Genomic DNA, 22,171 nt, shown 5'->3' with positions numbered 1-22,171 from the left:
CGGTTAACGGATCGCTATCGGCGTGTCCGCGCCGCGACGCTGCGGTCGCTGTCGTCGACCGGGGACGACGCCTACGTGTCGTGCAACACCCCGTTCCGGTGTGTCAGCTTCCGATCAGCTGGCGTTGCCGCCGGTGCGCGCCAGGCCGTCCTTGGCAGGCTGGTAGTTCGGGTCGAGATGGATAGCCTCGCGGTAGGACTTGGCCGCCCGTGCCTTGTCGCCGCGCCGCTCATAGATCAGCGCCTGGTTGGCCCAGGCCTCGGCATTCTTGCCGTCAAGCTTAATGGCCATATTGAAATCGCTGAAGGCGTTGTCCTCATCGCCCGTCGCCAGATAGGAAAGGCCGCGGCCGTTGTAGGGCTCGGCGGCGTCCGGAGCCAGCGAGATGGCGGTCGAGAAATCCTCGATGGCGAATTTGTGCTGGCCCTGGCTTTGATAGATGAGGCCGCGATTGTGGTAGGCGCGCGCGTCCGTGGTGTCGAGCTGTATCGCCTTCTGGAAGTCGTTGAAGGCATCCTGGGTGCGGCCCGCCTTGCGGTAGAGATTGCCGCGGCCGATATAGGCGGCGTCGTAATTGGCGTTGATCTGGATCGACCGGTTGTAGTCGGCCAGGGCTGCTTCCTGATTGCCGAGGAAGCGCTGGATCAGCGCGCGGTTCGAATAGGCCTGGTAGAAATTCGGATTGAGCTGAATGGCCTGGTTGAAGTCCTTCAGCGCCGCCTGGTACTGGCCGCCGCGGCCATAGGCCGAACCACGCACGTTGTAGCCCTCGGGATCCTGCGGATTGCGCTGGATGACTGCCGAAAGCGAGGAGATGTTCTCGCTCGAGCCTTGCGCCTTGTCGATTGAGTTGAACTCGCCTGTCGGGGTTGTCTGGCATGCTGCAAGCGCTAGGCCCGAAAACAGGGCCGCCGTCAGGGCGAAGCCGCGAAAAGCGGTTCTGCGCTCCACGGAAATTGCGTTCATCTTTGTCCTCACTGCCGCAGCGCCGTCAGTCCGTTCCCTCTCCGAACCGGCCCCAATACACAAACAAAAAGGTGGCGGCGATTCCGCATCGCGCCACCCTCGGTATCCCTCGAAAAGGACGAAAAATTGGCGTATCAGCGCGGCGAACGCGGCGCGCCACCTGCACCGGCCGGAGCCGGACGCGGAGTCATCGGCAGCAGGCCTTCGCGCTGGGCGCGCTTGCGGGCCAGCTTGCGGGCGCGGCGCACGGCTTCCGCCTTCTCGCGGGCACGCTTCTCGGACGGCTTCTCATAGTGACCGCGCATCTTCATTTCGCGGAAAATACCTTCGCGCTGCATCTTTTTCTTCAGCGCGCGAAGCGCCTGATCAACGTTGTTGTCGCGGACGAGTACCTGCACGGGCAATCCTGTCTTCGGGTTTGAAATCGTTAGGCAAACAGCCATAGCCGAAATGCCTCCGCGGCAAGCTGCACCGCGAATTGTGGCGGCTGATAGCAGAATCACGCTGGGCTGTCCACCGCTGATTGCTGGAAACGGCAATCAAAAACCGCAGTGCTGCGCCCGGCCGGGCCTCAGCCATCCGCCGCCGCCAAATGGAGGCGGGCAAAGTCCTCGAAAAACTCGCCATAGTCGCAGGTGATTTCCTCGCCCGCGGCAATGTCGCGGGTAGCGGTAGCGCCGCCATATTGCGAGAAATCCGTGTTCGGCCGTTCCGAATGGTTCATGAAGCGGCCATTGTCGACCTCATAGACCATGAAGCCAGGCCTGTCTGGGCTGGGATAGGCGTAGCGATCGAGCAGTTCCCTCAGATGCGAGGGCGCGGTCTCATATTTTTCCATCGGGATCAGCCGGTCGAAATCCGGATCGAGGCGCCAGATCGAGGCGCCCTTCCGGATCGGCTCAGCGGCGAAGACGCCGACGCCTTCGATGGCGCTCTGCGCAACGTATGTCCTGATCAGCAGCATGTCCGTCCTCGAACAGAAGTCCTGCCCCACCGAATCGCCAAATCAGGTTGAAAAAGCAAGATCGGTCGGGCGGCTTTGTGGTCGATCGTTGCCGGCAGCGACCGCGAAATGCCTCACGTCCGGTTGATCGAGACGCCGCCATCGGCAAACAGCGCCGTGCCGGTGGTGAAACTCGAGGCGTCGGAAGCCAGATAAAGCGCCGAGCGGGCGATCTCCTGCGGCTGCGCCATCCGCTTCAAGGCATGGATGCCTTCGACGAACGCGCGCGCCTCGGGCGTGGTCGTGGTTGCGCCGGGGGTGTCGGTGCCGCCGGGCAGCAGCGCGTTGACGCGCAGTCCCCTCGGGCCGTATTCGGCGGCCAGCACCTGCGTCAGCCCGATCAGCCCGGCCTTGGCGGCGGCATAGGCCGCCATGCCCGGCATGCCGGCGGTGTAGCCGACGAAGCTCGAGGTGAAGATCAGCGAGCCGCCGCCGCGCTCCAGCATCGCCGGTATCTGATGCCTGGCGGCGAGGTAGGCGCTGGTTAGGTTGGTATCGATCGTGTCGTGCCAGGTCGCCGGCGCCATGTCGGGCACCGGTCCCATCTCGCCGACTGCACCGGCATTGTTGAAGGCGATGTCGAGGCTGCCAAACCTTGCGACGGCGAGTTCGACCAGGGCCTTCGCATGGGCCTCGTCTCTTACATCGCCGGCAAGCGCGGCCGCCGTGCCGCCGTCCGCCTCGATTTCGTCGACAAGCGCGCCCAGCTCCTGCTGCCGACGCGCGGCGACGACGAGACTTGCGCCTTGCGCCGCGAACAGCTTCGCCGTGGCACGGCCGATGCCGGAGCTGGCACCGGTGATGATGGCAACCTTGCCGGTGAGGGTGAACATGTCTTGGCATCCTTCTTTTGTGCCGGCCTCAACCGGCGTTCGGGGCTTGATCGCAAATGAGGATGATCGCGACCACCCGAAACCGGCTCTTCCTGCGCTACTGCCGCAACAACCAAGCCAGCCGGTCCAGTGAGAAGGCGTAGCTGAGGGCAACCAGCAGAGCCATGACAATGCCGGTGGACGCATGACCGGCCAGATAGAAACCCGTCGCGCCGCCGAACAGGATGATGAGCTCCAACGCCAGCCTGACGGCGCCTGGCACCGGCACGGGCGCCCGGCCCGACCGGCTCGGATCATCGAGCACGGCGAAGGTGCCCCACAACACGGCCGCGACGAGCGGCAAGGCGATGGCGAGAATCCAGCGCCAGAACCCGGCCGAGAGACTCCAGTCCGCCATGCCGAGGCCAAGCAGCGCGGCAAGCTCGAGCAGAAAGCGCAAGGTCAGATTCCACCAGGTGCTGCCCATCGTCGTCCCCCAGAGTCACGCAGCAGGAAGTGTCGCCGAAGACCCCCGCTGAAGCCAGACCGGATGCAACATTCTGACCACGGCGCAAAACGGCAAGCGCCGTCGCAAACAGCGCAAGGATGGCAGCGTGGTTTCGCTAGTGATACACCTCGCAGGCCGGGACAGGGATGCCCGGCCGCAAATCCGCGAAAGCTACTGGCGCGAGGCTGGAACGTGAAGAAATACTCGGTATTCGCCATTGCCCGCGAGGCGATGCGCGGCCACAAGGGCTGGGAAGAGCAGTGGACATCGCCCGAGCCGAAGAAGGAATACGACGTCATCATCGTCGGCGCCGGCGGTCATGGCCTGGCGACGGCCTATTATCTGGCGAGCGAGCACGGCATCACCAACATCGCGGTGCTGGAGAAGGGCTGGCTCGGCGGCGGCAACACCGGCCGCAACACCACCATCATCCGCTCCAACTATCTCTATGACGAAAGCGCCGGCATCTACGATCATGCGCTGAAGCTGTGGGATGGGCTCTCCCAGGAGCTCAACTACAATGTCATGTATTCGGCGCGCGGCGTTATGATGCTGGCGCATAACGTCCACGACGTTCAGGTGTTGAAGCGCCACGTCCACGCCAACCGCCTCAACGGCATCGACAATGAATGGCTGACGCCGGAGCAGGCGAAGGAGTTCTGCCCGCCGCTCAACATCTCCAAGGATGCGCGCTATCCGGTGATGGGCGCGGCATTGCAGCGGCGCGGCGGCACGGCGCGCCACGACGCCGTCGCCTGGGGCTATGCGCGCGGCGCTTCGGCGCGCGGCGTGCACATCATCCAGAATTGCGAGGTCACCGGCATCAAGCGCGCGGCCAATGGCGCGGTCAGCGGCGTCGAGACGACGCGCGGCTTCATCGGCGCCAAGAAGGTCGGGGTGGTCGCCGCCGGCCATTCCTCGGTCATCATGAACATGGCCGGCGTGCGCATGCCGCTCGAAAGCTATCCGCTGCAGGCGCTGGTGTCGGAACCGGTCAAGCCGGTGGTGCCCTGCGTGGTGATGTCGAACACCGTGCACGCCTATATTTCGCAGTCCGACAAGGGCGAGCTGGTGATCGGCGCCGGCACCGACCAGTACGTCTCCTATTCGCAGACGGGCGGCCTGCACATCCTGCAACATACGCTCGACGCCATCTGCGAGATGTTCCCGATCTTCACGCGCATGAAGATGTTGCGCTCCTGGGGCGGCATCGTCGACGTCACGCCCGACCGTTCGCCGATTCTGGCGAAAACTCCGGTGCCGGGCCTTTACGTCAATTGCGGCTGGGGCACGGGCGGCTTCAAGGCCACACCCGGCTCGGGCCACGTCTTTGCGCATACGATCGCCAAGGACGACCCGCATCCGATCAACGCGCCCTTCACGCTCGAGCGCTTCCGCACCGGCCGTCTCATCGACGAAGCCGCCGCGGCCGCGGTGGCGCACTGACGATGGCGGAAATGGCCCCTCAGCCGCTTTGCGATCAACCGGCCGGCGCCCGCGTCGGTCACGGCAAATTCTAGGATCACCCAGATGCTTCTCATCCGCTGCCCCTATTGCGAGGAAGAGCGCCCGGAACTCGAGTTCCGCAATGCCGGCGAGGCGCATATCGCGCGCTCGGCCAACATTGCCGCCGAGAGCGACGACGATTTCGAAAAATTCTTCTTCATCCGCGCCAACCCGAAAGGCGTCATCTACGAGCGCTGGCGGCATATCCACGGCTGCGCGCGCTTCTTCAACGCCGTGCGCGACACCGTCACCGACAAGTTCGTCATGACCTACAAGGCCGGCGAGCCCAAGCCCGAGAAGCTGCCTGGAGCCTCGAAATGAACGCCGCCTTCCGCATCCCCGGCGCCGGGCGCCTGAGCCAGGCGAAGACCGCGTCGTTCAGCTTCGACGACAAATCCTACACCGGCATCGAGGGCGATACGCTGGCCTCGGCGCTGCTTGCCAATGGCGTGCACCTGGTCGGCCGCTCCTTCAAATATCACCGGCCGCGCGGCTTCCTCTCGGCCGGCGCGGAGGAACCCAACGCGCTGGTGCAGATCGTGCGCGACGATGCGCGCAAGACGCCGAATGTGCGGGCGACCGTGCAGGAGCTCTATGACGGGCTGACCGCCAACTCGCAGAATCGCTGGCCCTCGCTCGCCTTCGACGTCGGCGCGGTCAACGACATCGCCTCGCCGCTGTTTTCGGCCGGCTTCTACTACAAGACCTTCATGTGGCCGAAGTCGGCCTGGAAGAACCTTTACGAGCCGAAGATCCGCGCCGCTGCCGGCCTTGGCGTTTCTCCCGATAAGCCGGACCCGGACCACTACGCCGCGCGCTACGCGCATTGCGAGGTGCTGGTGCTGGGCGGCGGCGCCGCCGGTATCGCGGCGGCGCTTGCCGCGGCCGAGACCGGCGCGCGGGTGATCCTCGCCGACGAGCAGGCCGAATTCGGCGGCAGCCTGCGCTTCGAGAGCGGCGCCAAGATCGACGGCGAGAACGGCTATTCCTGGGCGCAGGCCGCGGTCGCGAAGCTCAAGGCTATGGACAATGTGCGCGTGCTGTCGCGCACGACTGCCTTCGGCTACTACGCGCAGAATTTCGTAGGCCTGGTCGAGCGGGTCAGCGACCATCTCAAAAGCCCGGGCCGCGAGCTGGCGCGCGAACGCCTGTGGCAGGTCCGCGCCAGGCGGGTCGTGATCGCGACCGGCGCCATCGAGCGCCATATGGTGTTCGCCAACAACGATCGTCCAGGCGTGATGCTCGCTTCGGCGGCGCGCACCTACCTCAATCACTTTGGCGTCGCGGTCGGCAGGAATGTCGGCGTCTATACGGCAAACGATTCCGCCTATGCCGCGGCCATCGACCTCAAGAAGGCCGGCGTCAATGTCGCGGCCATCGTCGATCTGCGCGACAATCCGTCGGGGCCGGTGATCGACGAGGCGAGGGCGCTCGGCATCGAGATCAATTTCGGCCGTGCCGTGGTCAGCGCCGGCGGCAAGCTGCGCGTGTCGTCGATGACCGTGCAGCCGAAGAATGGCGGCGGCGAACGCACTATTCCCGTTGACGCGATCCTGATGTCGGCCGGCTGGACGCCGTCGGTGCATCTGTTCTCGCAATCGCGCGGCAAGGTCGCCTTCAACGACGAGACCAAGCGCTTCGTGCCCGGCACCTATGCGCAGGATTGCGTCTCGGTCGGCGCCTGCAACGGCACTGACGGCCTGTCGGCGACGGTGGACGAGGCCTATGCGGCTGGCGCCAAGGCGGCGAAGGATGCCGGTGCGAAGACTGGCAAGGGCATCAAGCCGAAGGTCGATGCGTCGGAGAGCTGGTCGCGCGGCATGCTTGGCGCAGCGCCCGGCGCCGGGCCGGGCACAACCGTCAAGGCGTTCGTCGATTTCCAGAACGACGTCACCGCCAAGGACATCCGCCAGGCGGTGCATGAAGGCATGCGCTCGATCGAGCACGTCAAGCGCTTCACCACCAACGGCATGGCGACCGACCAGGGCAAGACGTCCAACATGCACGGCCTGGCGATCGCCGCCGAGGAACTCGGCAAGCCGATCCCGCAGGTCGGCCTCACCACGTTCCGAGCGCCTTACACGCCGGTCACGTTCGGCTCGATCGTCGGCCACGCGCGTGGTGCGCTGTTCGACCCGACCCGCCGCACGGCAACGCATGGCTGGGCTGCTTCGCATGGCGCGGTGTTCGAGGATGTCGGCCAGTGGAAGCGCGCCTGGTATTTCCCCAAGGCGGGCGAGGACATGCACGCCGCCGTCGATCGCGAATGCGTGACGGTGCGCAAGACGGCCGGCCTGTTCGACGCCTCGACGCTCGGCAAGATCGAGGTGGTCGGGCCGGACGCGGCGAAGTTCATGGAACTGCTCTACACCAACCCATGGGAGAAGCTTGAGCCCGGCCGCTGCCGCTATGGCATCATGCTGCGCGAGGACGGCTTCATCTATGACGACGGCGTCGTCGGCAGGCTGGCGCCGGACCGTTTCCATGTGACGACGACGACTGGCGGCGCGCCGCGCGTCATGCATCACATGGAGGATTATCTCCAGACCGAGTTTCCGCATCTCAATGTCTGGCTGACCTCGATCACCGAGCAGTGGGCGGTGATTGCCGTGCAAGGCCCGAAGTCGCGCGACATCATCGCGCCGCTGGTCGAGGGCATCGATATGTCGGACGAGGCGCTGCCGCATATGTCGGTGCGCGAGGGCAGGATCTGCGGCGTGCCAACTAGGCTGTTCCGCATGTCCTTCACCGGCGAGCGCGGCTTCGAGGTCAACGTGCCAGCCGATTATGGCGAGGCCGTCTGGGAAGCGCTGTGGGCCGAAGGGCAGAAACATGGCGCTGCTGCCTACGGTACCGAAACGATGCACGTGCTGCGCGCCGAAAAGGGCTACATCATCGTCGGCCAGGACACCGACGGCACGGTAACGCCGAACGATGCCGGGCTCGACTGGGCGGTCGGCAAGAAGAAGACCGACTTCGTCGGCATTCGTGGCCTGGCCCGGCCGGACCTGGTGGCCAAGGGCCGCAAGCAGCTCGTTGGATTGAAGACAAAGGACCCGAAGGTGGTGCTGGAGGAAGGCGCGCAGATCGTCGCGGATCCGAAGCAGGCGATCCCGATGAAGATGATCGGCCATGTCACCTCCAGCTACTGGTCGGAGAATTGCGGACGCTCGATCGCGCTGGCGCTGGTCGCCGGTGGCCGCGACCGCATGGGTGAGACGCTTTACGTGCCGATGCCGAACGGCACGATCGAAGTTGAGGTCACAGGCATGGTGTTCGTCGACGAGAAGGGAGAACGCCTCAATGGCTAAGGCCGCCGCCAAGACAAACGCCGCCTCGCCTTCCGTCGAGCGGCGTCCAGCACTTGCCGGCCGCGCGGTGTCGGCCGCGGGCGTCAAGGTCGAGATCTTGCCGCCGGCCGAGCGCATCTCGCTGCGCGCGCCGCAGGCTTCGCTCGCTGCTCTCTCCAAGGCGCTCGGCGTGACCTTGCCGGCCAAGCCGAAAACCTCGGCCACGAAGGGCGGGCGCACCGCGCTGTGGCTCGGGCCGGACGAGTGGCTGATCATCGACGAGGCCGGCAAGGATCCGCTGGCCGACTGTGCCAAGGTCTCGGCGCTGCATTCGGCGGTCGGTATCTCGCACCGCAATGTCGCGATCTCGGTCACTGGGCCGGCAGCCGCCGTGACGGTCAATGCCGGCTGCCCGCAGGACCTGTCGCTCGATGCGTTTCCGGTCGGAGCGGCCTCGCGCACCATTCTGGGCAAATCCGAGATCGTGCTGATGCGCACCGCCGCCGACGCGTTCCGCGTGGAGTGCTGGCGTTCCTTGTCGGACTATGTCTTTACTCTGCTGTCGGAAGCGGCGAGCGACGCGGCGAACTGATTTCCCGACCGCCGTCAACCGTAGGCGGCGTCGCAGGAACCGTCGCCGATCCGTCCCCGTTGTTTGCGACTAGCGAGGGAGAAGGCCGATGCTATCCAAATCAGCGCCGAAGTCGCCCAAGAAGACCGCGGCCGTCCGTTCACTGGAGCGGGAGCAGCATCACGACATCGAGGATGAGGAACTTGAAGAAGGCCTGGAGGACACATTCCCGGCCAGCGATCCGGTTTCGATCATCAGCACTTCGATTACGGGCGCGCCTGCGAAGCCGGCCAAAGCCAAGACAGCGCCGGGAAAGAAACCGCGCAAGAAATAGTACCGTTCGCTACGGGCGTTCGGGAGCGCCGGCGTAAACGAAAACGGGCGGCCAAGTGCCGCCCGTTTTCGTTTCCAATTTTGCGGCGCTTAGAGGCCGGGCACGAACCACGGGCTGACGTCGATGCCGAGCCGCGGGCCCTTGGTGGCCTGGGTCTTGCTGGCGTCGGCCTTTTCGACTGAGCCGGTCGCGGTGCAGTCGAGCGTCACATTGGTGTGAGTCTGTGCGCAGGCGGCAGGGGTGTGCTTGACCGGCTGGTTCGCGCCAGCGAAAGCGGCGCCCGAGAAGGCCAGCACGGTGGCAAGAGCAAGGATTGTCTTCTTCATTTCCGTCTCCAGTCTTCCGTACATGTACAATACAACGTACATATACGGTTAACAGAAGCTGAATACAAGAAGTAATTTTGTACGCGTACGACAAATTTTTTTGAAGGTAGGAATTCGCGGCCGCGGATCAAGCGATCAATGAACGAAAACGGCCAGAGATAGCCGATCAGCAGTTGACGGGTGTTTCCGTGAGCGGGGGTATGTCCTGCGCAGACAATGAAGCCAGCATGAAGTCGCACATGCGCTTCACATAGGCCTGGGGGTCGCCGAACGGATAGAAGGGGAAGGTGATCAGCAGCGAGATCGTGCCGTGGCCGACGGTCCACAGCATGGTGGCGATGGCGCGGGGGTCGCCCTTGAGCTTACCGGCGGCGACGCAGGCCTCGACCCTTTTGATCAGCACCTTCATCGCCGGGTTGCCCTCTTCCATCTCCTCGTAGCTGCGGCCTTCCGGCAGCTTGGTCTTCTCTGTCATGAAGACGGTGCGGTATTCATTGGGATTGCCGAGCCCGAAAGCGGCATATTCGGTCATCACCGCGCGCAGCGCCTCGATCGGGTCATCAGAGGGATGCTCCTCGATGCGCCGGGCGAGCGTCTCGAAGGCGTCTTCGGCGAGCGCGAACAGGATGTCCTGCTTGTCCGCGAAATAGGAGTAGACGGACATCGGTGCATAGCCGACGCGCTTGGCAAGCTTGCGGATGGTCAGGCCTTCATAGCCCTCTTCCTGCACCAGCTTGTGAGCCGCGGCGACCAGTTCGGAGCGAAGTTCAGCCTTTTGTTTTTCGCGGCGTTTCTGAACGCTCAGCGCCAATGTCTGCCTGCCTTTATGATTGGTTGCCTGATGAAATTATATACGCTGTACGGAAACGGACAAGAGAGCGTTCCGGTTCCGCTACGTTCAGTTCTTCCCGCTGATCAGGTCCACCGCAAGCGCGGCAAGCAGCTTCACCGCTTCGCCATAGGTCTTTGCCTTTTCAGGGTTGGAAGCATTGCCGTCCAGCGCGCGGCGATAGACGCCCTGGCAGATCGCCGCCAGCCGGAAGAAGGAGAAGGCGAGGAAGAAAGTCCAGTTGCCGATGCTGTCGATGCCGCGCCGACGGCAATAGGCCGCGACATAGGCTTCCTCGGAGGGCAAGCCGATCGCCGCTCGGTCGACGCCGCCAAGGCCGCGAAAGCCCGAGGCATGCGGCAGACGCCATTGCATGCATTGATAGGCGAGGTCGGCGAAGGGGTGGCCGAGCGTCGACAGTTCCCAGTCGAGCACCGCTATGACCTTCGGCGCATCTGGCGCGAACATCATGTTGTCCAGCCGATAGTCGCCATGGACGAGCGAAACGCGGCCGTCGTCGGCCGGCATATGCGTTTCGAGCCACCCAATCAGCCGGTCCATGTCGGCGATGGTTCCGGTTTCGGAGGCATGGTACTGGCTGGTCCAGCGGGCGAGCTGGCGCTCGAAATAGCTGCCGGACCTGCCGAAATCGCCGAGACCGACGGCTTCCACATCGACATCGTGCAAGACGGCCAGCGTGGCATTCATGGCATCATAAATCGCGGCGCGCTCGTCATTGCCCGAGGCGTCGGGCAGGGACGGATCCCAAAAGATGCGGCCGTCGAGATATTCCATGACATAGAACATGCGGCCGATCGGCGTGCCCTCGCCTGAAAGATGCAGCATCCGCGGCACCGGCACGGAAGTGCCGGCAAGGGCCTGCATCACCCGGAATTCGCGGTCGACCTGATGCGCGGATTTCAACAACTGTCCCGGCGGCTTGGCACGCAGCACGTAGCGGCCGCTGGCGGCGGTCAAGAGATAGGTTGGATTGGACTGTCCGGACTTGAACTTCTCAATGGCGGAAAGCCCGGCAAAACCCGGAATATGCACCTCGAGATAGGGCGCTAGCGCCGACTTGTCGAGCGCGGGCGCCGACTTGTCCGAGGCATTGGCGTCGCCGCTCATGCGGTCTCGGGCTGGCGCTCAAGCAAGGTCAGTGTCAGCCAGCGGGCCGTCAGGGCGGGCTTTTTGGAACCCTCGATCTCGATGGTCACGTCATGCGCCGTCTGGACCCAGCCGGAGGGCCTCACCTTGACGTCGGCCAGCACGAAACGGGTGCGGATGCGCGAACCCGTCTTCACCGGGGCGAGAAAGCGCAACGTGTCGAAGCCATGGTTGACGCCCATCTTGCCATTTTCGAGCGGTGGCATTGTCTCGAAGGTCATCGCCGACAGCAGCGACAGCGACAAAAAGCCATGCGCGATGGTGCCGCCGAACGGCGTCTCCTGCCTGGCGCGCTCCGGATCGCAGTGGATGAACTGGTGATCGTCGGTGGCATCGGCGAACTGGTCGATCATGCGCTGCGTCACCGTTCGCCAGGGCGAGACGCCGACCTCCTTGCCGACGCTTGCCAGAAGCGTATCGAGACTGATCGGTTCCACGCTGATGTCCTCCGCACCCCGGCCCGGACTAGGTTTCCTTTTACCGGGCGCTTATTCCTTGAACAACGTCATCCCATGCTGCACCGACTGGCCGCCGTCGATCGGCAGGATGGCGCCGGTGACATAGCTGCCGGCACGGCTGCACAGATAAAGCGTTGCGCCGGCAATGTCATCCGCTACGCCGATGCGGCCGAGCGGAACGTTGTTGCCGACATGTTTCGCCTGCTCCTCGGTCGCGGTGGCAAATGCTGTCATCCGGCTCTGGAAAGGACCGGGGGCAAACGCGTTGACGGTGATGCGGCGCGCGGCGAACTCGATCGCCAGCGTGCGCGTCAGATGATGCACCGCCGCTTTGGAGGCAGCGTAGGAATAGGCGTCGTCGGCCAACGGCTGGGTGCCCATCACCGAGCCAAGATTGATCACGCGGGCCGGATCCTCGTCGCTGGCGGCGGCGTCGAGCAGCGGCAGCAGCTCCCGTGTCAGGTGAAAGACGGCGGTGACGTTGACGCCGAAAACCTTGGCCCAGGCGTGGTAGGGGAACTCCTGCAGCGGCGCGCCCCAGGAAATGCCGGCATTGTTGACCAGGATGTGCAGGCGCTGCGTGCGCGACTTGACCTCGGCGACAAGGGCCGCGATGCCGGCTTCGCTGGACACGTCGCCGGCGAAGCCCTCAGCATGGCCGGAGCCGCCGGCCGCGTTCAATTCGTTGGCGACCTTCACGCAGTCCTCGCCCTTGCGCGAGGCGATCATCACCTGGGCGCCGGCGCGCACCAGCCCGGTCGCCACCATGCGGCCGATGCCCGTCGCCGCACCCGTCACCAGCGCGGTCTTGCCGGCGACCGAGAACAACTTGTCCAGATAGCTCATCGCATTCCTCCGCATTCTCCCCGGCGGGGGACTCGCGTTGACAAGGCTAGCCGAAGTACGGTCATCCTTGCGACGGGTAAAGATTTATCTTCGGAAGGGCCGGAAGCGATGGCGGATATGAATCTCGGCATGACCGAGCGGCTCAAGCCAATCCATCAGCGCGTGGCGGCGATGGTGCGCGATGAGATTGCGCCGCTCGGCGAAGCGTTCCTCGCCGAAGTCGGCAAGGGCGGCGACCGCTGGGCCTATACGGCCAGGCAGACGGAGATCCTGGAAGGCTTGAAGAAGACGGCGCGAGAGCGCGGGCTGTGGAATTTCTGGCTGACCGATTCCAAGCGCGGCTACGGTCTTTCCACCGTCGAATACGCCTATCTGGCGGAAGAGATGGGCAAGGCGCATCTCGGCGCCGAAACCTTCAACTGCTCGGCGCCGGACACCGGCAACATGGAGGTGCTGGAGCGCTACGGCTCGGAAGCGCATAAGCGGGAGTGGCTGGAGCCGCTGCTCGAAGGCCGGATACGCTCGGCCTATCTGATGACCGAACCGGACGTCGCCTCCTCGGATGCGACCAATATTTCGATGCGCTGCGAGCGGCGGGGCGACGACTATATGCTCAACGGCGAGAAATGGTGGGCGTCGGGCGCCGGCGATCCGCGCTGCGCCATCTATATCGTCATGGTGAGGACCGGATCGGAAGAGGAGCCGCAGCATCGCCGGCATTCGATGATCCTGGTGCCTTCCGACAGCAAGGGCATCGCCAAGCTGCGGCCAATGCAGGTCTATGGCGACGACGACGCGCCGCACGGCCATATGCATTTGCGGTTCGAGAATGTTCGGGTGCCGGCGGCGAACTTGATCCTCGGCGAGGGCAGGGGTTTCGAGATCGCGCAGGGGCGGCTCGGGCCCGGCCGCATCCATCACTGCATGCGCGCCATCGGTCAGGCCGAGATGGCGCTGGAGATGCTGTGCCAGCGCTCGGTGCGGCGCGAGGCCTTCGGCCAGCCGCTGGCCAAGCTCGGCGCCAATTTCGACGTCATCGCCGAATGCCGGATGGAGATCGAGATGGCGCGGCTGCTGTGCCTCAAGGCGGCTTGGATGATCGACCAGGGCGATGCGCGCGCCGCGGCGCCCTGGATCAGCCAGATCAAGGTGATCGCGCCGCGCGTCGCGCTCAAAGTCACCGACGAGGCGGTGCAGATGTTCGGCGCGCAGGGCATCAGCCAGGATACGCCGCTGGCGCGCTCGTGGACGCATTTGAGGACGCTGCGGCTGGCCGATGGGCCGGACGCGGTGCACCGGCGGCAGGTGGCGCGCTCGGAACTCAAAAAATACACGCAGGAACGGGTCTGACCGCGATGACGCTTCCGTCCGAAATGAAGGGTTTGCTGCTTGTCGGCGAGGGCTATACCAGGACGCCTTCGCCTGGCGCGCTGGAAGCAACGGAGCCTTATCTCCAGCCCGGCAGCATTGCCGTGCCCGTGCCCGGTCCGACGCAGGCGCTGGTCAAGGTCAGCCTCGCCTCGGTCAACCCGTCCGACGTCGCCTTCATCAAGGGCCAGTACGGCCAGCCGCGCGTCAAGGGCCGGCCGGCGGGTTTCGAAGGCGTCGGCATCGTCGTCGCCACGGGCGATGACGCCTATGCCAGCAGCCTTGCCGGCAAGCGCGTCGCCTTTACCACCGGCGTATCGAACTGGGGAGCATGGGCGGATTACGCGGTTGCCGAGGCCGCGTCCTGCATTCCGCTCATTGACACGGTGCGCGACGAGGACGGTGCTGCGATGATCGTCAATCCGCTGACCGCTTTGGCCATGTTCGACATCGTCAAACAGGAGGGCGAAAAGGCCTTCATCATGACCGCCGGCGCCAGCCAGCTCTGCAAGCTGGTCATCAGCCTCGCGAAGGAGCAAGGTTTTCGGCCGATCGTCACCGTGCGCCGGGACGAGCAGATCCCCGTGCTGAGGGACCTCGGCGCCGCCCATGTACTCAACGAGAAGGCGACGGATTTCGAGGCCGCTCTGCGCGAGACGATGAAGGCCGAGCAGCCGCGCATCTTCCTCGACGCGGTCACCGGCCCGCTGGCTTCGACTATCTTCAACGCCATGCCGAAGCGCGCGCGCTGGATCGTCTACGGCCGGCTCGACGCCGAGCCGACGGTGATCCGCGAGCCCGGCCAACTGATCTTCCAACACAAGCGCGTCGAAGGCTTCTGGCTGACCGAATGGATGCGCCAGTTGCGCGACAGGCTTGGGCCGGCGGTGCTGGAAGCGCAGAAGCGCTTTTCCGACGGACGCTGGTCGACCGACGTCACGGCGGTCGTGCCGCTGGACGAGGCGATGGCGCGACTGCCGGACGAACTCGCCAAGCCCAACGGAAAGGTGTTTATAAAACCGTGATATCGACCGGCAGAGGCTTGGCGGCAGCTAGCACGTGCCGTTTTTGCCATGATATGCCGCTCGCCATCAAAATGCCGGGACGGTGCTCAACTGATCCTCGAACATTGCGTGGGGCGTTCGATGACGATTTCCAAGCCGGTTTTCGACCGTTTGGGGTTTTGGCTGTGGGTCGGGTCGTTTTTGGCTGTGCTCGGCCTGGTGCTGTGGTCGCCCAATACGCGGTCGGTGGTCCATATCTATAGGAATGGCAGTGAGGCCTTTCTGAGCCGCCAACCGCTGTATCAGGTCCAAGCCGCCATGGGCTATCTGTACGCCCCCGCCTTCGCGGTACTCTACGTTCCCCTGCTGAAGCTCGGGCCGCATCTGGGCAATATCCTATGGCACGCGTTTGGCTTTGGGGTGCTCACCTTTGCCACGATGCGTCAGGTGCGCAAGGTCGGCTGCCAGGAGCAGACATGGCTGCTGTCCTTCGGTCTCTTCCTTGCCTTGCCGGTGACGCTGGCGGCGCTTCGCAACGGCCAGGCAACTATCCTGCTGACCGGAGCCTGCTGGCTTCTCACGCTATCGGCGCTCGAGGGGCGCCGGGCTGAAAGCTTCTTTTGGGCCACGCTTGCGGTCATCGCCAAGCCCACGGCGATCATCATGCTGCTCCTGGCGGGAGCGCTGCGTCCGTGGCTGATACCAGTGCTGGTACTGGCGGTCCTTTTCGCGCTCGCCATCCCCTATGGCTTCGCGCCCACCGACTACATCAATGCCCAGTACCATGATTTTTTCCGGATGCTGACGTCGATGACGATCGATCCAACCGGCCCCTTCGTCCCGGCCGACTTCACGGCGCCTTTCGCAAGGCTTGGGATGCCGCTTGCCGAGCTTGAAGCGACGATCGTGCGCGTCGTCGCGGCGTTGCTCACCCTTTGGCTGGTGCTCCAGTTCGACCGCAGACTCGGCCCGAACGTCAGCGGGCTCGCCGTCTTCCTCACCGCGGCGTTCTATATGTGCGTCTTCAATCCGCGGGTCGAGCAGAACACCTTTGCCATGGTGGCAGTGCCTGCCGGCCTTTCCATCGCCCTGCTGTGGCGCGAGACGGGCTCCGGAACAATGCGTTGGTTTCTGGCCACGCTGCTCTTCGTTACCGGACTGACCAGTGTCGATGGCCGCCTGCACGATGTTTTCCACCCGTGGTTCCGGCCGATCAGCATCAGCATGATTGCCTGCATGCTCATTGGCTGGTTCTGGACGCGGAGCAGACAACAGATGCAGGTCGCCGGAGCTGTCGCGCATGGCTGAGATGCTCGACGTGATCGCGCCATTCTTCAACGAGGCCGAATCCGCGGTTGCGTTTGTCGCGTTGCTCAACAGGCTCGAGGCGGCCATGGCGGAGCGATTCGGCATGACCGTCCGCAAGATACTCGTCGACGACGGCAGCCGTGACGGCAGCGCCGAGACGTTCGCCGCGGCATTGTCGGGCTCCTGGGAAATCGTGCGGCTCAGCCGCAATTTCGGCAAGGAAGCGGCGGTGCTCGCCGGCCTCGATCATTCTCGAGGCGACATGGTGCTGATCATGGACTCCGACCTTCAGCATTCCATGGATATCAGCTTGAAGATGATCGGCGAACTGGTCGGGAACCCGGAGGTCGACGTCGTCTACGCGCAGAACGACCGGCGCGTGGGGAGTTGGCGACGCAGCCAACTGGCGCGGATTTTCTACAAGCTGATCAACAGCAGCCAGCGTTTCGATATCCCCGAAAATGCCGGGGACTTCCGCGTCATGCGCGGCGCGGTGGCGCGCGCCTTGACCAGCGTGCGCGACAAGCGGCGCTTCAACAAGGGGCTGTTCGCCTGGGCCGGTTTCCGCCAGAAGGCGGTGCTTTATTCGCCGGAAGACCGCGCCAGCGGCACGTCGAAATGGAGCAGGTTCAACCTGATCGCGTTCTCCCTGGAAGGGTTCACTTCGTTCTCCGTGATCCCGCTGCGCGTCATCAGCCTCATCGGACTACTGGCGGCATTCGCCGGCCTTGCCTACGGCGTGAAGGTGCTGTTCGAGGTGCTGTTCTACGGCATCGCCGTGCCCGGTTATCCCAGCCTCATGGTCGCCGTCGTGTTGCTGGGCGGCCTCAACCTGGCGCTGCTTGGCCTGATCGGCGAATATGTCTGGGTCACACTCAGCGAAAGCAAGGACCGGCCTGTCTACATCGTGCGCGATGTCCTCCACGGCAACGCCGCCGAGCGGGCCGCTGCCGGCAAATGACCCGGTCGATCCGCCTGATTGCCGACGACTACGGGCTGGCGCCGGGAGTATCGAGCGCGATCCTCGACCTCATCGAGCGCGGTCGCCTGACCGGAACCGGCTGCATGACCGGCTTTCCCGAATGGGAAGAGGCGGCGGCGCGCATCAGGCCCTTTCGCCGAAGGGCCGCCGTCGGGTTGCATCTTACCCTCACCGATCAGCTCGCCGTGACCGGCCTGTCCAGCCTGGCGCCGCAAGGCAAGCTGCCCGGGTTGGCTTCTCTTGCGCTGCCGGTGCGGCGCGGGCGTATCTACGAGCGCGACATTCATGCCGAGCTCGACGCCCAACACGACCGCTTCGTCGAAGCGCTGGCTGGCCCGCCCGACTATATCGACGGGCACCAGCATGTGCATTTTCTTCCCGTGGTGCGAAATTGGTTGCTCGCGCGTTTTGGCGAAAGCGCGCGCAAGCCGGCGCTGCGAGGCGCGCCGGGGTTCGCCGGCCTGGACGCGGCGGCGGCCAAGATCGCGGCGATCGCCACGCTGGCGGCGGGCTTCAACAGATCGATGCAGCGGGCCGGCTTTCGGGTCATGACACCGCTTTGCGGCATCTATGACTGGCGGCAGCCGGAGAAATTCGCTTCAACGCTGCGCGCCGCGATCGATACCTTGCCCGAACAAGGGCTGTTCATGTGCCATCCGGGCCATGTCGACGCCACGTTGCGGGCGCGCGATCCGATGCAGGGCGCGCGCGAGGTTGAATATGCGATGCTTTCTTCGCAGGATTTCGGCGCCAGCCTCGACCGGGTCGGAGCCCGCGTCATGGACGTCAGCGCATGAGCGGTGCCGGCCAGCCGCGGCGTTCGACCGGCAACAAGATCGTTCGCTTTGCCCTGGTCGGGCTGGTCAACACCGGTATCGACCTCTCCGCATTTTTCCTGCTGCTCAAGCTTGCGGTGCCGGCCTTGGCCGCCAATGTGGGCGCCTGGTTCATCGCGGTGCTCTTCTCCTTCGCGGCAAACCGGTTCTGGTCGTTCGAGCGGGACCCGGACATCCGGCTGCACCACTCCTTCCTGCGCTTCGTCTCGCTGGGAGCGCTGATTTCGCTTGGTGTTTCCAGCCTTTCGATCGCCGTGCTGGCGGGGACCGTCGGCGTCTGGCCGGCCAAGATCATCGGCGTCGTGGCGGCGGCGGTGCTGAACTTCCTGGCGGCGCGCTGGTCGATCGAAGGCCGGCTGGTGAAATAACTAATGCGCTGGCTCGCCGTCGATATGGGCGGCCTCCGCGAGCTCGCGCTTCAACCGCACTTCCTCAGGCGCCTTGGGCGTGACGAAGCGGGCGGGCAGGAGATAGACGACCGAGACGGTGGGCCAGTCCAAGCCGCCGACGACCCGCCAGAGCATTTCACCGTCTCACGGAAACGGCGAAACGCCCTATCTCTTTGTTTTGACGCAAATCCTGACGGAAAACCGTGTCACACCTTTCCTGGAATTGCTCTAACGCAAGCTTTCGAGGTCGCGGATGCGCTTCGCGCCGGCTGCTTCCAGCTGCCGGGTGACGGCACCAATCAGCGTCTCCGCGACGACGAACAATGCCGCCGAGGAATCCCAAGCCGAAGGCACGGCGGTGCGTCCGGCGATCACATGGCGGGCGAAGCGGGCGATCGGCGAGAGCCACTGGTCGGTGAAGAGCACGATCTGCACGCCGCGCTCATGTGCTTTCTCGGCAAAGCGGATCAGGCTCTCCTGGTAACGGCGGATGTCGAAGATCACCAGCACGTCGCGTTTTCCCATGTCGATCAGCCGGTCGCGCCAGATGCTCTCCTGGCCGGCGAGGTGGTAGACATCCGGCTGGATGATGGCGAGATGGGCGGCCATGTAGCGCGCCAGCGGATCGGTGAAGCGGCCGCCGATCAGGAAAGTCTTGCCGCGTCGCTCGGCAAGCCGCGTGGCGATATCGGCCAGCTGCTTGTCGGACAGATGCCTGAACGTCTCGCGCATGTTGTCGAGCGTCGCTTCCAGCATCGGCGAAGCGGCGCCGCCGGACGAGGACGGATCGAGCGTGCGCGAGGCCGGCGACTGCAATTGCGCCGCCAGCTCATCCTGCAGCGCCGACTGGAATTCGGGGTAGTTCTGGAAACCGAGTCTGGCGACGAAGCGCAGGATGGTCGGCGAGGAGACGCCGGCCGCGGCCGAGAACTCGGCGACTGTCTTCAGCCCGGTCAGAGGATAATTGGCAATCAGCGTCTGCGCGGCACGGCGTTCGCCCGCCGGCATGGTGCCGATGCGGTCCGAGATCAGTTCGGCAATACTGGAAATCATGGTTTTCCCCCGCCTGTTGGCCTGCTGCCGCCGTTTTCCCGAATTCGCGTTTGACAAAGCCTGCCAAACTGTATGAAATCATTCACTGGGACGCAATGAGACAAAATACGTAACATAAGATACAGCGTCCCGTAGGGGACGATATGGAGAAAGCGCGGCTCGCTAGCCTTGCACCGTCTGAAACCGTCAGGGTGACCAACCCCGGCGGATCCAGTCCCTTCGTCTTCACCTGCGACCACGCCTCGAACTTCCTGCCCGCCGAATTCGGGACTCTCGGCCTGCCCGCCGAAGACCTTGCCCGTCACATTGCGTGGGATCCGGGAGCGCTTCCCGTGGCCAGCCGCATGGCCGGAGCGCTGGATGCTGCCTTGGTCGAGACCCGCGTCTCGCGCCTCGTCATAGATTGCAACCGGCCGCTCGACGCGCCGGACCTTGTGCCGCCGGTGAGCGAGACGACAGCCATCCCGGGAAACACCGGTCTGTCCGACAAACAGCGCGCCGCGCGGATCAACCTGTCCTGGCGTCCGTTCCACGACACGATTGCCCGGATCATCGACGGGCGGCTGGCGCGCGGCCAGGAGACGCGGCTGGTGTCGGTGCACTCCTTCACGCCGGTCTACAAGGGCAAGAGCCGGCCCTGGCACATCGGCATCATCCATGACGACGACCGCCGGCTGGCGGCGCCGCTCATCGCTGCGCTGCAGCGGCTTGCCGGCGTCACGGTCGGCGTCAACGAACCCTATTCACCGGCCGACCGCGTCTATTTCACGCTGGAACGGCATGCGCGCTCACGCGGCCTTGCCTGCGCGATGATCGAAATCCGCAACGATGAAATCTCCGGCGAGACCGGGCAGCGGAAATGGGCGGATCTGCTCACAGGCATATTTTCGAATCTGGAGCCCGATGAGGCCAGGGGCTCCCGACAACGCGCAATGGGAAAGTCAATAAAACAGGCCAGCTAAGAAAATAAGAAGGGGACTTCCAACATGATAAAACCGGATCACACGGACAAGTCGGAGGATGTAAAGATCCTTCACAGCATGGGCTACGCCCAGGAATTGGCTCGCCGCATGAGCGGCTTCTCCAACTTCGCTATTTCCTTTTCGATCATTTGCATCCTGGCCGGCGGCATCACCTCATTCCCGCTGGCCATGGGCACCGGCAGCGGGTTCGAGGCGACCATCGGCTGGATCGTCGGCGGTGTGTTCGCCCTTGTCGTCGCCGCTTCGCTCGGCCAGATCGGTTCGGCTTATCCTACCGCCGGCGGCCTTTACCACTGGTCCTCGATTCTCGGTGGGCGCGGGTGGGGCTGGGCAACGGCCTGGATCAATCTGCTCGGCCTCATCTTCGTCGTTGCCTCGGTCAATGTCGGTGTCTATCTGCTGTTCCAGGGGCTGGTCGCTGGTCCGATCCTCGGCCTGGACACATCAACCTGGGGTTTCTGGCAGCAGACGGCGGCAGTCGTCATCATCACCGTCACCCAAGGCCTGTTCAATCATCTCGGCATCAAGACCACGACGAGGTTGACCGACTTTTCCGGCTACCTCATCCTCGTGGTCGCGGTGGTGCTGACGCTGACCTTCCTCATCTGGGGCGCGCATGGCTTCGATCTTTCGCGGTTGACGACTTTCGTCAACACGACCGGCGATCCCGGCGGCGGCTATGTCCCGACGGCCCGAACCGCGCTCGTGGCCTTCCTGATCGGCCTTCTCTATCCGCTTTACACGATCACCGGCTTTGATGCTTCGGCGCATACGGCCGAGGAAACACACAATGCCCGTGTCGCCGTGCCCAGGGGCATGATCCACGCCGTCCTGTGGTCACTCGTCTTCGGCTTTGTCATGGCGGTGTCCTTCGTCCTCGCAAGCCCCGATCTCGCGGCGACGGCCAAGGACGGCGGCAATGCCTGGTTCAACCTGTTCAACAACCTGCCGGCGCCGACGTGGCTGAAGGATCTGCTCGGCATCTGCATTGTGCTCGCGAATTATTTGTGCGCGCTGGCCGGACTTACTTCGACCTCGCGTATGATCTTCGCCTTTTCGCGTGACGGAGGTCTGCCAGGGTCGTCCTTGTGGAAGCAGGTTTCGCCGACCTGGCGCACGCCCGTCCCGGCCATTTGGCTTGGCGTCGTGCTGGCGATCGCCGCCACGCTCTATTCGCCGGCCTTCGCGGCGCTCGCCGCAGGCTGTGCTCTCTTCCTCTACGTGTCTTATGCCATGCCGGTGGCGGCAGGCTTGCTTGCGGAGGGCAAGACCTGGACCGAGTTCGGTCCGTTCCGCCTCGGCGTCTGGTCAAAGCCTTTCGCCGTTATCACCGTGCTGGGCGTTCTGGTGCTGATGTATGCCGGCATCCAGCCGCCGTTCGACATCCTGATCAACTATGCGATCGGATTGATCATTCTGCTCGTGGCCCTTTGGTTCGGTATTGAATCGCGCCGCTTCAAGGGCCCGCCGATCGGTGCCGATATTGCTCGTCGTGCGGCGGAGATCGCGGCTGCGGAAAAAGCTGTCGGCCAGACGGCGGGCTGACGGAAAGGCAAATTGCCCGACCGGTTCAGATCGGCCGGGCATCCTGTCGACAGGTAGGTTTCAGCATTGAAGGGTTGTTGCCGAATG

Annotated in this window: 25 protein-coding genes; 13 read left to right on the top strand and 12 right to left on the bottom strand. The window is 64.2% G+C overall.

The features are described from left to right. Window positions 1-114: 114 nt before the first annotated feature. The 5 genes from F3H96_RS06645 to F3H96_RS06625 form a co-directional block, all read right to left on the bottom strand. Window positions 115-966, bottom strand: a complete 852-nt coding sequence (locus F3H96_RS06645) for a tetratricopeptide repeat protein (protein ID WP_149791127.1) — start codon at window positions 964-966, stop codon at window positions 115-117. A gap of 134 nt (window positions 967-1,100) precedes the next feature. Further along, window positions 1,101-1,364: a 30S ribosomal protein S21 gene (gene rpsU, locus F3H96_RS06640; protein WP_149791126.1), complete on the bottom strand. Its 264-nt coding sequence runs from the start codon at window positions 1,362-1,364 to the stop codon at window positions 1,101-1,103. A 173-nt stretch (window positions 1,365-1,537) separates the two neighbouring features. After that, window positions 1,538-1,930: an SET domain-containing protein-lysine N-methyltransferase gene (locus F3H96_RS06635; protein ID WP_149791125.1), complete on the bottom strand. Its 393-nt coding sequence runs from the start codon at window positions 1,928-1,930 to the stop codon at window positions 1,538-1,540. A gap of 113 nt (window positions 1,931-2,043) precedes the next feature. Continuing rightward, window positions 2,044-2,802, bottom strand: a complete 759-nt coding sequence (locus F3H96_RS06630; protein WP_149791124.1) for an SDR family oxidoreductase — start codon at window positions 2,800-2,802, stop codon at window positions 2,044-2,046. 97 nt (window positions 2,803-2,899) lie between these two features. Further along, window positions 2,900-3,268: a YrdB family protein gene (locus F3H96_RS06625; protein ID WP_149791123.1), complete on the bottom strand. Its 369-nt coding sequence runs from the start codon at window positions 3,266-3,268 to the stop codon at window positions 2,900-2,902. 213 nt (window positions 3,269-3,481) lie between these two features. On the opposite strand from F3H96_RS06625, the gene F3H96_RS06620 reads away from it, so the two are divergent. The 5 genes from F3H96_RS06620 (at window position 3,482) to F3H96_RS06600 (ending at window position 8,990) form a co-directional block, all read left to right on the top strand. Then, on the top strand, window positions 3,482-4,735 hold the full coding sequence (locus F3H96_RS06620; RefSeq protein WP_149791122.1) for a sarcosine oxidase subunit beta: 1,254 nt from the start codon (window positions 3,482-3,484) through the stop codon (window positions 4,733-4,735). Window positions 4,736-4,819: 84 nt separating this feature from the next. Further along, complete coding sequence (locus F3H96_RS06615) at window positions 4,820-5,116, top strand: sarcosine oxidase subunit delta (protein ID WP_149791121.1); 297 nt, start codon at window positions 4,820-4,822, stop codon at window positions 5,114-5,116. Then, entirely contained in the window at window positions 5,113-8,106 is a 2,994-nt protein-coding gene (locus F3H96_RS06610) for a sarcosine oxidase subunit alpha (protein WP_149791120.1), read from the top strand. The genes F3H96_RS06615 and F3H96_RS06610 overlap by 4 nt, the downstream gene beginning before the upstream one ends. Continuing rightward, window positions 8,099-8,677 carry a sarcosine oxidase subunit gamma gene (locus F3H96_RS06605; protein WP_149791119.1) on the top strand — a complete coding sequence of 193 codons (579 nt, stop codon included), beginning with the start codon at window positions 8,099-8,101 and terminating at the stop codon, window positions 8,675-8,677. The genes F3H96_RS06610 and F3H96_RS06605 overlap by 8 nt, the downstream gene beginning before the upstream one ends. An 88-nt stretch (window positions 8,678-8,765) precedes the next feature. Beyond that, window positions 8,766-8,990, top strand: a complete 225-nt coding sequence (locus F3H96_RS06600) for a hypothetical protein (protein WP_149791118.1) — start codon at window positions 8,766-8,768, stop codon at window positions 8,988-8,990. 89 nt (window positions 8,991-9,079) lie between these two features. Here F3H96_RS06600 and F3H96_RS06595 read toward each other — a convergent pair whose 3' ends face one another. From F3H96_RS06595 to F3H96_RS06575, 5 genes are all read right to left on the bottom strand, one after another. Continuing rightward, on the bottom strand, window positions 9,080-9,316 hold the full coding sequence (locus F3H96_RS06595; protein WP_149791117.1) for a DUF680 domain-containing protein: 237 nt from the start codon (window positions 9,314-9,316) through the stop codon (window positions 9,080-9,082). Window positions 9,317-9,482: 166 nt separating this feature from the next. Beyond that, window positions 9,483-10,127, bottom strand: a complete 645-nt coding sequence (locus tag F3H96_RS06590; RefSeq protein WP_149791116.1) for a TetR/AcrR family transcriptional regulator — start codon at window positions 10,125-10,127, stop codon at window positions 9,483-9,485. Window positions 10,128-10,214: 87 nt separating this feature from the next. Then, entirely contained in the window at window positions 10,215-11,273 is a 1,059-nt protein-coding gene (locus F3H96_RS06585; protein WP_149791115.1) for a phosphotransferase, read from the bottom strand. Beyond that, window positions 11,270-11,755 (bottom strand): MaoC family dehydratase, encoded by a 486-nt coding sequence (locus tag F3H96_RS06580; RefSeq protein ID WP_280177771.1) that lies wholly within the window; start codon window positions 11,753-11,755, stop codon window positions 11,270-11,272. Before F3H96_RS06580 ends, F3H96_RS06585 begins: the two co-directional genes overlap by 4 nt. 45 nt (window positions 11,756-11,800) lie before the next feature. Next, a complete protein-coding gene (locus tag F3H96_RS06575; protein ID WP_149791113.1) occupies window positions 11,801-12,616 on the bottom strand; it encodes an SDR family oxidoreductase in 816 nt (271 codons plus the stop codon). Between the two features lie 108 nt (window positions 12,617-12,724). Between F3H96_RS06575 and F3H96_RS06570 the strand changes: the two genes are divergently transcribed. From F3H96_RS06570 to F3H96_RS06545, 6 genes are all read left to right on the top strand, one after another. Then, window positions 12,725-13,966, top strand: a complete 1,242-nt coding sequence (locus tag F3H96_RS06570) for an acyl-CoA dehydrogenase family protein (protein ID WP_149791112.1) — start codon at window positions 12,725-12,727, stop codon at window positions 13,964-13,966. Window positions 13,967-13,971: 5 nt separating this feature from the next. Then, window positions 13,972-15,009, top strand: a complete 1,038-nt coding sequence (locus F3H96_RS06565) for a zinc-binding dehydrogenase (RefSeq protein WP_149791111.1) — start codon at window positions 13,972-13,974, stop codon at window positions 15,007-15,009. A gap of 120 nt (window positions 15,010-15,129) precedes the next feature. Next, window positions 15,130-16,296, top strand: coding sequence for a glycosyltransferase family 87 protein (locus F3H96_RS06560; RefSeq protein ID WP_149791110.1), 1,167 nt, complete (start codon window positions 15,130-15,132; stop codon window positions 16,294-16,296). Then, the gene (locus tag F3H96_RS06555; protein ID WP_149791109.1) at window positions 16,289-17,257 is read left to right on the top strand and encodes a glycosyltransferase family 2 protein; all 969 of its coding nucleotides are present in this window, start codon (window positions 16,289-16,291) and stop codon (window positions 17,255-17,257) included. Before F3H96_RS06560 ends, F3H96_RS06555 begins: the two co-directional genes overlap by 8 nt. Beyond that, the gene (locus F3H96_RS06550; RefSeq protein WP_149791108.1) at window positions 17,254-18,075 is read left to right on the top strand and encodes a ChbG/HpnK family deacetylase; all 822 of its coding nucleotides are present in this window, start codon (window positions 17,254-17,256) and stop codon (window positions 18,073-18,075) included. The genes F3H96_RS06555 and F3H96_RS06550 overlap by 4 nt, the downstream gene beginning before the upstream one ends. Continuing rightward, a complete protein-coding gene (locus tag F3H96_RS06545) occupies window positions 18,072-18,482 on the top strand; it encodes a GtrA family protein (RefSeq protein ID WP_149791107.1) in 411 nt (136 codons plus the stop codon). Before F3H96_RS06550 ends, F3H96_RS06545 begins: the two co-directional genes overlap by 4 nt. Here F3H96_RS06545 and F3H96_RS30410 read toward each other — a convergent pair whose 3' ends face one another. Both F3H96_RS30410 and F3H96_RS06540 read right to left on the bottom strand, forming a co-directional pair. Beyond that, the gene (locus tag F3H96_RS30410) at window positions 18,483-18,638 is read right to left on the bottom strand and encodes a hypothetical protein (RefSeq protein WP_188131304.1); all 156 of its coding nucleotides are present in this window, start codon (window positions 18,636-18,638) and stop codon (window positions 18,483-18,485) included. 93 nt (window positions 18,639-18,731) lie between these two features. Further along, complete coding sequence (locus F3H96_RS06540; protein WP_149791106.1) at window positions 18,732-19,556, bottom strand: MurR/RpiR family transcriptional regulator; 825 nt, start codon at window positions 19,554-19,556, stop codon at window positions 18,732-18,734. A gap of 143 nt (window positions 19,557-19,699) precedes the next feature. Here F3H96_RS06540 and F3H96_RS06535 point away from each other — a divergent pair, with 143 nt between their 5' ends. Further along, window positions 19,700-20,518, top strand: a complete 819-nt coding sequence (locus F3H96_RS06535; protein ID WP_149791105.1) for an N-formylglutamate amidohydrolase — start codon at window positions 19,700-19,702, stop codon at window positions 20,516-20,518. A 24-nt stretch (window positions 20,519-20,542) separates the two neighbouring features. Next, window positions 20,543-22,084 carry an amino acid permease gene (locus F3H96_RS06530; protein WP_149791104.1) on the top strand — a complete coding sequence of 514 codons (1,542 nt, stop codon included), beginning with the start codon at window positions 20,543-20,545 and terminating at the stop codon, window positions 22,082-22,084. The last annotated feature ends 87 nt before the right edge of the window (window positions 22,085-22,171 follow it).

It is taken from the genome of Mesorhizobium sp. NFR06 (genome assembly GCF_900115245.1).
GTDB lineage: Bacteria > Pseudomonadota > Alphaproteobacteria > Rhizobiales > Rhizobiaceae > Mesorhizobium.
The sequence above is the reverse complement of the archived record's forward strand: the minus strand, read 5'-3'. Positions and strand labels throughout refer to the sequence as shown.